The 11014-nt window shown below is 71.9% G+C and carries 7 protein-coding genes and 2 pseudogenes; 7 read left to right on the top strand and 2 right to left on the bottom strand.

What is annotated here, in order from left to right; all coding sequences use genetic code 11:
- Positions 1-168 (bottom strand): annotated as a pseudogene (locus tag ACFVIM_RS27715) (IS481 family transposase); the annotation flags it as partial.
- 219 nt (positions 169-387) lie between these two features.
- On the opposite strand from ACFVIM_RS27715, the pseudogene ACFVIM_RS27710 reads away from it, so the two are divergent.
- From ACFVIM_RS27710 to nudC, 3 genes and pseudogenes are all read left to right on the top strand, one after another.
- A pseudogene (locus tag ACFVIM_RS27710) lies at positions 388-4023 on the top strand (UvrD-helicase domain-containing protein); the annotation flags it as partial.
- Between the two features lie 214 nt (positions 4024-4237).
- Entirely contained in the window at positions 4238-5635 is a 1398-nt protein-coding gene (locus tag ACFVIM_RS27705) for a dipeptidase (protein ID WP_384306712.1), read from the top strand.
- A gap of 54 nt (positions 5636-5689) precedes the next feature.
- Complete coding sequence (gene nudC / locus ACFVIM_RS27700) at positions 5690-6658, top strand: NAD(+) diphosphatase (protein WP_384306708.1); 969 nt, start codon at positions 5690-5692, stop codon at positions 6656-6658.
- Between the two features lie 127 nt (positions 6659-6785).
- On the opposite strand, the gene ACFVIM_RS27695 is transcribed toward nudC, so the two are convergent.
- Complete coding sequence (locus ACFVIM_RS27695; protein ID WP_384306705.1) at positions 6786-7043, bottom strand: mycoredoxin; 258 nt, start codon at positions 7041-7043, stop codon at positions 6786-6788.
- 357 nt (positions 7044-7400) lie between these two features.
- On the opposite strand from ACFVIM_RS27695, the gene ACFVIM_RS27690 reads away from it, so the two are divergent.
- The 4 genes from ACFVIM_RS27690 to ACFVIM_RS27675 all read left to right on the top strand — a co-directional run bounded on the left by ACFVIM_RS27690 (position 7401) and on the right by ACFVIM_RS27675 (position 10971).
- The gene (locus tag ACFVIM_RS27690) at positions 7401-9581 is read left to right on the top strand and encodes an ATP-dependent DNA helicase UvrD2 (protein WP_384306703.1); all 2181 of its coding nucleotides are present in this window, start codon (positions 7401-7403) and stop codon (positions 9579-9581) included.
- 164 nt (positions 9582-9745) lie between these two features.
- Positions 9746-10093 (top strand): hypothetical protein, encoded by a 348-nt coding sequence (locus ACFVIM_RS27685; RefSeq protein WP_384306701.1) that lies wholly within the window; start codon positions 9746-9748, stop codon positions 10091-10093.
- A 189-nt stretch (positions 10094-10282) separates the two neighbouring features.
- Positions 10283-10651, top strand: coding sequence for a WhiB family transcriptional regulator (locus ACFVIM_RS27680; RefSeq protein ID WP_384306698.1), 369 nt, complete (start codon positions 10283-10285; stop codon positions 10649-10651).
- Positions 10648-10971, top strand: a complete 324-nt coding sequence (locus ACFVIM_RS27675; RefSeq protein WP_384306695.1) for a hypothetical protein — start codon at positions 10648-10650, stop codon at positions 10969-10971. Before ACFVIM_RS27680 ends, ACFVIM_RS27675 begins: the two co-directional genes overlap by 4 nt.
- The last annotated feature ends 43 nt before the right edge of the window (positions 10972-11014 follow it).

Here is an 11014-nt window from a genome sequence, read left to right as displayed (position 1 = left end):
CGTACGGGACGTACTCGGGAAAGCCCGACAACGCTGGGGGTGCCCCCGGGCTCTGCCCGGGGGCACCCACACCCGGGCCGCAGGGCGCAGGGGCCAGCCCTCGTCGACGACACAGCGGGCCAGACGCAAGCGGCCGGTCTCGGTCAGCGGGGCGTTACGGTGGGACACGAGGGCCTCCCGGGCTGGTGCAGATGTCGTAATCCACACCAAACCCAGAGGTCCTCACCCATTTCAATCACCCAGCACGCGTGTCACCAACGTCCCGGGACAACACACCTAGGCGTGCTGTCCCGGCCCCCAACCTCACCGGGCCGTACAGGCCCACCACCCCGCGAGGGTTATCCACAGGCTTCCCGGACCGTCACCGGCTCCGTTTAGCCTCTAGAGGTGACCCCACGCCTCACCGACCCCGAGCAGCTCAAAGAGCTCCTTGGCATCCCCTTCACACCGGAGCAGATGGCCTGCATCACCGCGCCGCCCGCCCCGCAGGTCATCGTGGCCGGAGCGGGCTCGGGGAAGACGACGGTGATGGCCGCCCGCGTGGTGTGGCTGGTCGGCACCGGACAGGTCGCGCCCGAGCGCGTGCTCGGGCTCACGTTCACCAACAAGGCCGCCGGAGAGCTGGCCGAGCGGGTGCGTACCGCGCTGGTGCGCGCCGGGATCACCGACCCGGACGCCATCGACCCCGACCACCCCCCGGGCGAGCCCCGTATCTCCACCTACCACGCGTTCGCCGGACAGCTCCTGACCGACCACGGACTGCGGCTGGGCCTGGAGCCCACCGCGCGCCTCCTCGCCGACGCCACCCGCTACCAGCTCGCCGCGCGGGTGCTGCGGGAGGCCCCCGGCCCGTACCCGGCGCTGACCCGCTCCTTCCCCACCCTCGTCAGCGATCTCCTCGCCCTCGACGGCGAGCTGTCCGAGCACCTGGTGACGCCCGAGCGGCTCGCCGCCCATGACCAGGAACTGCTCACCGCCCTCGCGGACGCCCGGCTGACCAACGCGGAGCTGCGGGCCATTCCCGAGGCCGTCGCCGCCCGCGGCGAGCTGCTCGACCTCACCGCCCGCTACCGCGCGGCCAAGCGGGAGCGGGATCTGCTCGACTTCGGTGACCAGATCGCGCTCTCCGCCGAGCTGGCGCTCACCCGGCCCGTCGTCGGGACGATCCTGCGGGACGAATTCCAGGTCGTCCTCCTCGATGAGTACCAGGACACCTCGGTCGCCCAGCGGCTGCTGCTCTCCGGCCTCTTCGGCCAGGGCACTGGGCACGCCGTCACCGCCGTCGGCGACCCCTGCCAGGCGATCTACGGCTGGCGGGGCGCCTCCGTCGCCAACCTCGACGAGTTCCCCGCCCACTTCCCGCATGCCGACGGCCGCCCCGCCGACCGCTTCGCCCTCAGTGAGAACCGCCGCAGCGGCGGACGGCTGCTCCAGCTCGCCAATGGGCTCGCCGCCCCTCTGCGCGCCCGCCACGAGGGCGTGGAGGCGCTGCGGCCCGCGCCCGGTGCCGAGCGCGACGGGTCCGTCCGCGTCGCCCTCCTGCCCACCCAGGCGGAGGAGATCGCCTGGATCGCCGACTCCATCGCCCATCTGGTGCGCACCGGTGTCCCCGCGGGCGAGATCGCCGTCCTGTGCCGCACGGCGGGCGACTTCCCCGAGATCCAGGGCGCGCTCGTGGCCCGGGACGTGCCGGTCGAGGTCGTCGGCCTCTCCGGGCTGCTCCATCTGCCGGAGGTCGCCGACCTCGTCGCCGTCTGCGAGGTCCTCCAGGACCCGGGCGCCAACGCCTCCCTGGTCCGGCTGCTCACCGGGCCCCGCTGGCGGATCGGCGCCCGTGACCTCGCCCTGCTCGGCCGCCGCGCCCGGCTCCTGGTCCACCGCGCCACCGAAGGTGACGCGGACGCCGACGAGCGGCTCGCCGCCGCCGTCGAGGGCACCGACCCCGCCGAGGTGGTCTCGCTCGCCGACGCGCTGGACACCTTCCTCGACGGCGGCACCGACGACCAGCTCCCGTTCTCCGCCGACGCCCGGGTGCGCTTCGCCCGCCTCGCGGCCGAACTGCGCGATCTGCGCCGCTCCCTCGCCGATCCGCTGATGGACGTTCTCCACCGCGTCCTCACCACCACCGGCCTGGAGGTCGAGCTCTCCGCCTCCCCACACGCCCTGGCGGCGCGGCGGCGCGAGACCTTGGGGAACTTCCTGGACATCGCCGCCGGATTCGCCGCCCTGGACGGTCAGGCGTCGCTCCTGGCCTTTCTGGCCTTCCTCCGCACCGCCGCGCAGTACGAGAAGGGGCTGGACAACGCCCTGCCCGGCGGTGAGAACACCGTCAAGGTCCTGACCGCGCACAAGTCCAAGGGCCTGGAGTGGGACGTGGTCGCCGTCCCCGGTCTGGTGGCCAAGCAGTTCCCCAGCGAGCAGGCGCGCGAGTCATGGACCGCGCACCCCCAGGTCCTGCCGCACGCGCTGCGTGGTGACGCGCGGACCCTTCCCGACATCGTGGAGTGGGACGCCAAGGGCCTGAAGGCGTTCAAGGAAGGGATGAAGGCCCACCAGCACACCGAGGAGCTGCGGCTCGGCTATGTCACCTTCACCCGGCCGCGTTCCCTGCTGCTCGGCTCCGCCCACTGGTGGGGCCCGACCCAGAAGCGGCCTCGTGGTCCCTCCGCCTTCCTGACGGCGCTGTACGAGCACTGTGCCGAAGGACATGGGGAGATCGAGGAGTGGGCGCCCGCGCCGGACGAGAAGGCCGAGAACCCGGCCCTGGTCACCGACGCTCCCGACCGGGCCTGGCCGCTCCCGCTGGACGAGATCTCCCTGGCCCGCCGCCGCCGGGCGGCGGCCACCGTACGTGCTCACCTGCGCACCGAAGCCACCGCCGGGCCGCCCGCCGCGCCCTCCGACACCGCGCCCTTCGCCCCGGACGCCCCGGCGGAGGAGCTCTTCCCCGAGGGCCTCCCGGAGCATGAGCCCACCCCGGACGGGCCCGACCCGTACGAGGACGGCGAGCCGCTCCCGTATGACGAGCCGCTCCCGTATGACGACGGCGAGCCGCTCTCGCACGACGGCGAGCCGCTTCCGTACGAGGAGGGCCCGCCCGCCTCCCTGCCGCTCCCGCCCGCCCCGCGGGCTCGCTCCGGCCCGGGCCCTCACGGCTCCCCGCCTCCGTACGACGGCTCCCCGCCTCCGTACGCGTCCGGGCGGCCGTCTCCCGGCGCGCCACGGCACCACGACGCCATGGAACCGGCACCCCCCGGGGATCCGGATACCCTGGACGCGCTCCACGCCATGAACTCCGACACCGCGCTCACCCCGGAGGAGTCACGGGCGGTCGCCTCCTGGGACCGTGATCTCGACGCGCTCGCCGGGGAACTGAGGCGATCACGCGGGAGCGGCCGGGATGTGCTGCTGCCCGCGTCCCTGACCGCGTCGCAACTGATGCGGCTCGCCGCCGACCCCGACGGGTTCGCGCGCGAGCTGGCCCGGCCGATGCCCCGGCCGCCGCAGCCCGCGGCGCGCCGAGGGACGCGCTTCCACGCCTGGGTGGAGTCACGCTTCGAGGAACTGCCCTTGCCCCTGCTGGACCCCGACGAGCTGCCGGGCGGCGTGGACGGCCCCGACGCGGTGGAGATCGCCGACGAGCGAGACCTCGCGGCGCTCAAGGAGGCGTTCGAGCGCACTCCGTACGCGCGACGGACGCCCTACCGGGTGGAGTCCCCGTTCCAGATCACCCTCGCGGGGCGGGTCGTGCGCGGACGTATCGACGCCGTGTACCGCGCTCCCGGAGACACCGAAGGCCACGCGTTCGAGATCGTCGACTGGAAGACCGGCCGCGCCGCCACCGCCGATCCGCTCCAGCTCGCGATCTACCGGCTGGCCTGGGCCGAGCAGCAGGGTGTGCCTCCGGAGGCCGTGGACGCCGCCTTCGTCTTCGTCCGCGACGGGCAGGTCGTCCGCCCCCGGCGGCTGCCGGGCCGTACCGAACTGGAGCGCATCCTGGTCGGCACCGCGCCGCGAGAGGCGCGGGAGTCAGAGAGACCGCAAGAGCCAGAGGCCCCAGAGCCCCCAGAGGAGTCGGAAGAGCCGGAGGGCCCGGATCAGCTGGACGACGCGATACCGGCAGAGCCGAGGGAGCCAAGAGCACCAGGGACGGAAGCGCCAAGAGTGACGGCGGCGGACGCCGGGGCCGCTGAGATGGCGGGAGAGGAGGCCGCCGACGACCGTTAGGCTCAGACACATGAGCGACACCTCGGACAGCGCCGTCCGTCTGTACATCGACCAGCACCGCGACACCTTCCTCTCCGACCTGGCGGAGTGGCTGCGCATCCCCTCGGTCTCGGCCCAGCCCGAGCACGCCGGGGACGTACGGCGCAGCGCGGAGTGGCTCGCGGCCGCCCTGGCCGAGACCGGTTTCCCGGTCACCGAGGTGTGGCCCACGCCCGGCGCGCCCGCGGTCTACGCGGAGTGGCCGGCCGAGGACTCCAGCGCGCCGACCGTCCTGGTCTACGGCCACCACGACGTCCAGCCCGCGGCCCGTGAGGACGGCTGGGACAGCGACCCCTTCGAGCCGCTGTTCCGGGACGGCAGGCTCTACGCCCGTGGCGCCGCCGACGACAAGGGCCAGGTCTTCTTCCACACCCTCGGGGTCCGCGCCCACCTCGCGGCGACCGGCCGCACCGCCCCGGCCGTCACCCTGAAACTGCTGATCGAGGGCGAGGAGGAGTCCGGCTCACCGCACTTCCGCGCCCTCGTCGAGGAGCACGCCGACCGTCTCGCCGCCGATGTGGTGATCGTCTCGGACACCGGGATGTGGTCCGAGACCACACCCACGGTCTGCACCGGCATGCGCGGCCTCGCCGAGTGCGAGATCCGCCTCGACGGCCCCGACCAGGACATCCACTCCGGTTCCTTCGGCGGTGCCGTGCCCAATCCGGCCACGGTCGCCGCCCGTATCGCCGGGGCCCTCCACGACGCCGACGAGCGGGTGACGATCCCCGGCTTCTACGACGGGATCACCCCGCTCTCCCCGGCCGAGCGCGAACTCTTCGCCGAGCTCCCCTTCGACGAGAAGTCCTGGCTCTCCACCGCCCACTCCCACGCCACCCTCGGGGAGAGCGGATACACCACCCTGGAGCGGATCTGGGCCCGCCCCACCGCCGAGGTCAACGGCATCGGCGGTGGCTACCAGGGCCCCGGCGGAAAGACGATCATTCCCTCGTCCGCCACCCTGAAGCTCACCTTCCGGCTGGTGGCGGGCCAGGACGCGAGCGCCGTCGAGGTCGCCGTGAGCCGCTGGGTCGCCGACCGCGTCCCCGCCGGGATCCGCTACGACATCGCGTTCACCGGCTCCACCCGGCCCTGTCTGACCCCCTTGGACCACCCCGCCCTGCGATCGGTCGTCCGCTCCATGAGCCGCGCCTTCGACGGCCAGAAGATCCGTTTCACCCGTGAGGGGGGCTCCGGGCCCGCCGCCGATCTCCAGGACGTCCTCGGCGCTCCCGTGCTCTTCCTCGGCATCTCCGTACCGTCCGACGGCTGGCACGCGCCCAACGAGAAGGTCGAGGTGGATCTGCTCCTCAAGGGGGTGGAGACGGCCGCCCATCTGTGGGACGACCTCGCCACCGCCCTGAGCTGACCCGACGCCGACCGCAGAACCGAGACCCAACCCACCCGGGGGAGTTGGAAGTACGTGAGCACCAACGGCCACGCCACCGCGGACCACACCACCGGCCTCAGCCTGCCGCCCATCAGCCTCACCGAGCCCAACGGCATCGACCGCGAGGCACACCACCGGCTTGACGAGGCATGGCTGGCCGCCGCGTGGAGCCACCCGACGACCCGTGTCTTCGTGGTCTCGGGCGGCCGGGCCCTGATCGACGACACCGCCGACGGGCGGACGGAACTGGTGATGACCCCTGCCTTCGAGGCGCCCGTCACGGAGACCCACCGCTACTTCCTCGGCACCGACCAGGACGGCGTGCGCTATTTCGCGCTCCAGAAGGACACCCTTCCGGGCCGGATGGACCAGTCCGCCCGCCCCGCCGGGCTGCGTGAGGCCGGACTGCTGCTCGCCCCGCGCGACGCCGCCCTGCTCGCCCACGCGGTCGCACTGGAGAACTGGCAGCGCTTGCACCGGTTCTGCTCCCGCTGCGGCGAGCGCACGGTCATCGCGGCGGCCGGACACGTCCGCCGCTGCCAGGCGTGCGGCGCCGAACACTACCCCCGTACCGACCCGGCCGTGATCATGCTGGTCACGGACGAGGACGACCGCGCGCTCCTCGGCCGCCAGCTGCACTGGCCGGAGGGTCGTTTCTCCACCCTCGCGGGCTTCGTGGAGCCTGGTGAGTCGATCGAGCAGTCCGTACGGCGCGAGGTATGGGAGGAAGCGGGCGTCACCGTCGGCGATGTGCGGTACGTCGCCAGCCAGCCCTGGCCCTTCCCCTCCAGCCTGATGCTCGGCTTCACCGCCCGCGCCACCTCGGCGGCGATCACCGTCGACGGTGAGGAGCTCCACGAGGCGCGCTGGTTCTCCCGCGCGGAACTGCGGGCCGCGTTCGCCTCCGGCGAGGTCCTGCCCCCGTACGGGGTCTCCATAGCGGCACGCCTGATCGCGCTCTGGTACGGCGAACCGCTGCCCAAGCCCGGGCGCGTCATCTGACGGCCACCCCACCCGCGCCACCCGGGCCACGCCCGGTTCGGGGGGCGCGCCCGCCGTCCGCGCGAGGCCCGGTGTGCCCGCGTACGGCGGTACACCGGGCCGTCACAGGAAGCCGTGGGCGATCGGCTCAGCTCGCGAGCGCCTGCTTCACCTGAGCCAGGCTCGGGTTCGTCATCACGACGTCAGCCGCGCCGCTCGGCGGGACCACGAGGACCGTGGGAACGGTCTGGTTGCCCCCGTTGGCCTTCTCCACGAAGGCCGCCGACTCCGGGTCCTCCTCGATGTTGATCTCGGTGTACGCGATGCCCTCGCGGTCCAGCTGGCTCTTCAGACGGCGGCAGTAGCCGCACCACGTGGTGCTGTACATCGTCACGGTGCCCGACATCGGCTCTCGGCTCCTCAGTCTCGTCGATCTCGTTGATCTTGTTGGGTTCGGCTGGGTTCGTGTGTGTCTGTTGGGTTCACGCTCTCGCGAACGTGGCTCTCACGGTCCGGCGGGGGATGTCTCCCACACCGCGGGCACCGTCCGTCCACAGAACCCCACAGCGGCCCCGAACCGTGCTCAGGCGCCGTTCCCGGCCCCTCGCCCGATTCCTACCAGGACTTTCGTACGCTGTGGACCCTCCGGGCCCATCGGTAGAACGCAGCTGACCTGGCCTCCATTCCCGTACCGGTACGACCGCCTACGCTCCGCTGTGGACAAGCGCACCCTCCGCCCCGCCGGACCTGGCAGCATGGCGGGGTGACAGCAGCAACGCACTCCTCTCTCTTCCCCCGGGTCCCCGAGTCGGCCGACGCGGTGCTCGACGGGCTCGACCCCGAGCAGCGCGAGGTGGCCACGGCCCTGCACGGCCCGGTGTGCGTGCTGGCGGGCGCCGGCACGGGCAAGACCCGCGCGATCACCCATCGCATCGCGTACGGAGTCCGCGCGGGCATACTCCCGCCGGCCAGCGTGCTGGCCGTCACCTTCACCAATCGCGCGGCCGGAGAGATGCGCGGCCGGCTTCGCCAGCTCGGTGCGGGCGGGGTCCAGGCCCGCACCTTCCACTCCGCCGCCCTCCGACAGCTCCAGTACTTCTGGCCGAAAGTGATCGGTGGGGAACTTCCCCGGCTGCTGGAGCGCAAGATCCAGCTGGTCGCCGAGTCCGCCGCGCGCTGCCGTATCCGGCTCGACCGCAACGAGCTGCGCGATGTCACCAGCGAGATCGAGTGGGCGAAGGTCACCCAGACCGTGCCCGCCGACTACCCCGCGGCCGTCGCCAAGTCCCTCCGTGACGCCCCGCGCGACCCTGCGGAAATCAGCCAGATCTATGGCACCTACGAACAGCTCAAGCGTGATCGCGCGGTGATTGACTTCGAGGATGTACTGCTGCTCACGGTCGGCATCCTCCAGGACCGCCATGACATCGCCGACCAGATCCGCCGCCAGTACCAGCACTTCGTCGTCGACGAGTACCAGGACGTCAGCCCCCTCCAACAGCGTCTGCTCGACCTCTGGCTCGGAGACCGCGAGAGCCTCTGTGTCGTCGGGGACGCCAGCCAGACGATCTACTCCTTCACCGGCGCCACCCCCGACCACCTGCTGAACTTCCGCACCCGTCACCCTTCCGCGACCGTGGTCAAACTGGTCCGTGACTACCGCTCCACCCCCGAGGTCGTCCATCTCGCCAACGGACTGCTCAGCCAGGCCCGGGGGCGAGCGGCGGAGCACCGCCTCGAACTGATCTCCCAGCGCGACCCCGGCCCCGACCCCGCCTATGTGGAGTACGCGGACGAACCCGCCGAGGCCGAGGGCACCGCCCGCCGCATCCGCGATCTGATCGCCGACGGTGTTCCGGCCGGAGAGATCGCCGTCCTCTACCGGGTCAACGCCCAGTCCGAGGTCTATGAGCAGGCCCTCACGGATGCCGGAGTCCCCTACCAGCTGCGTGGCGCCGAGCGCTTCTTCGAACGTCAGGAGGTCCGGGAGGCGGGCGTCGCCCTGCGCGGCGCCGCCCGCGCCGGAGGCAATGACTCCCTCCTGGAGGACGCCGAGGACCTGCCCGCCCAGGTCCGTGCCGTGCTCTCCACCAAGGGGTGGACCACCGAGCCTCCGGCGGGCTCCGGCGCCGTACGCGACCGCTGGGAGTCCCTGGCCGCCCTGGTGCGGCTCGCCGAGGACTTCTCCCGTGTCCGGCCCGAAGCCACCCTCGCCGACCTCGTCGCCGAACTGGACGAGCGGGCCGCCGCCCAGCACGCCCCCACCGTCCAGGGCGTCACCCTCGCCTCGCTCCACGCGGCCAAGGGCCTGGAGTGGGACGCCGTCTTCCTGGTCGGCCTCACCGAGGGCATGATGCCGATCACCTATGCCAAGACCGATGAGCAGGTCGAGGAGGAGCGTCGGCTGCTCTACGTCGGGGTGACCCGCGCCCGTGTGCACCTCTCCCTGTCATGGGCGCTCTCCCGCTCACCCGGAGGCCGCGCCTCCCGCCGCCCCACACGTTTCCTCAAGGGGATGCGCCCCGGCTCCGCCGCTCCCGGCGCACCCGGTGCCGCAGGCGCGGGCGGCGTTGAGCGGGGCTCCCGGCGCAAGCGGCGCGGCCCCGTGCTCTGCCGGGTCTGCGGCAAGACGCTCACCGACGCGGGCGAGATGAAACTGATGCGGTGCGAGGACTGCCCCTCCGACATGGACGAGGCGCTCTACGAGCGTCTGCGCGAGTGGCGGTCCGACCAGGCGAAGCAACTGGGACAGCCCGCCTATTGTGTGTTCACCGACAAGACGCTGATGGCCATTGCCGAAGCCGTGCCGGGCGACTCCCATGAGCTCTCGGGCATCTCCGGTGTCGGAGGCCGCAAGCTGGAGCGCTTCGGCGCCGATGTGCTGGCCATCTGCGCAGGTCAAGACCCAGATGTCGACGTCGCGGAGGATGCGGACGAGAGCTGAGGGAAACTCGTCGGAAAAATAGTTTGCGCCCGCCCCAGCAGTCCCCATAGGTTCTTAACCACGCGAACAGCGGCTTCTCTGAAGCCCTGTCCTCGTGTTGTACTTATCCGAATAGCAGTGACCGGCCCCGGCCGGTCCCGAGACGCCGAGAGGAGGCGAGACAAGTGATCAGCTACACCAAGCGCACCAGCACCACTGCCCGCAGCATCGTCATGACCGATCGCTCCGTCGTCGTCTCCGCCTGCTCGCTCGGCCTCATCGCGCCGCTCGCTTTCCCGGTCAGCGGCACCGGTCTGCCTGGCTTCGGCGCTGAGCGTCCCGTCATGACCCTGGGTGGACTCCCTGTCCTGGAGCGGGCCGAGCGACCGACCACGGCACGGGAAGCAGGAGTAGTGGCGCAGGCCAAGGCCTATGCCTTTGCGGCGTCCGGTGCCACCCAGAAGCAGACCAAGCACAACAAGCACAACACGTGGGCCTTCCGTGGGCTCCCACCCTGGAGCGATCCAGCCTGATCTAGTCAGGTCGGCGCCTTCAGGGCCGCGGAACCCCACATGGGATCCGCGGCCCTTCTGTTTTCCCCGTCACGGGGAGGCGGAGCGAAGGGGCCTCGGGACAGCAGCACCCGGTACCAGCCCCCGGCCGCGCCGGGGACCACACACCGGCCGACCGGCCGGACCGACAAGACGAGGAACGACACCACCGTGCAACTCGAAGCGCACGCCCCGTCCGTACCGCCTTCCGAGACCATCCCGCCGTCTGTCCCCACGGAGGACACCACCTTGACCCCGCTCACCGCGTTGACCGCGCTCGACGACGCCATCGAGAACCTCGGTGTACCGGTACCGTGCCGCTCCTACGACCCCGAGGTCTTCTTCGCCGAGTCCCCGGCCGACGTCGAGTACGCCAAGTCTCTCTGCCGCACCTGTCCGCTGATGGCAGCCTGCCTCGCGGGCGCCAAGGAGCGGCGTGAGCCCTGGGGCGTCTGGGGCGGGGAGCTCTTCGTCCAGGGTGTGGTCGTCGCCCGCAAGCGGCCGCGTGGCCGTCCGCGCAAGAACCCGGTCACGGCATGAACGTCATCGGGACCATCGACCGCCCCCTCACGCACGATCCCAAGAAGCAGGCCCCCATGCCCACTTCCGCGAGCGAGCCCTCCGGCTCCGCTACTCCAGCTGTCACCACCATTGGCGCGAACGCCTCGCGTCAGAACAGGACCCGCGAAATGCAACTCATCCCAGAAGCCCTGGCACGCGCCCATATGCGTGACCGTCTGCGTGAAGCGGACGTGGAACGCCGGGCCATCCGCCTGGTCACCGCCCGGCGCATGCAGCGCCGCGCCGAGCGCGTCTCCCTGCGCGCCCGCCGCGCGCTCGCCATGGCGGTCATGAACTAAGAGATCACCACGCACCGTGGGGCCGGTCCGGACGGACCGGCCC

This window comes from Streptomyces sp. NPDC057638, from assembly GCF_042800315.1.
In the GTDB taxonomy this organism is placed as follows: Bacteria; Actinomycetota; Actinomycetes; order Streptomycetales; family Streptomycetaceae; genus Streptomyces.
This window is presented reverse-complemented; position numbering and strand designations above follow the sequence as displayed.

Bases quoted from the DNA above. Each gene is read 5' to 3' on its own strand.
- ACFVIM_RS27705 (WP_384306712.1), top strand. From the start codon at position 4,238: ATGAGCGACACCTCGGACAGCGCCGTCCGTCTGTACATCGACCAGCAC.
- ACFVIM_RS27695 (WP_384306705.1), bottom strand. From the start codon at position 7,043: ATGTCGGGCACCGTGACGATGTACAGCACCACGTGGTGCGGCTACTGC.
- ACFVIM_RS27675 (WP_384306695.1), top strand. From the start codon at position 10,648: ATGAACGTCATCGGGACCATCGACCGCCCCCTCACGCACGATCCCAAG.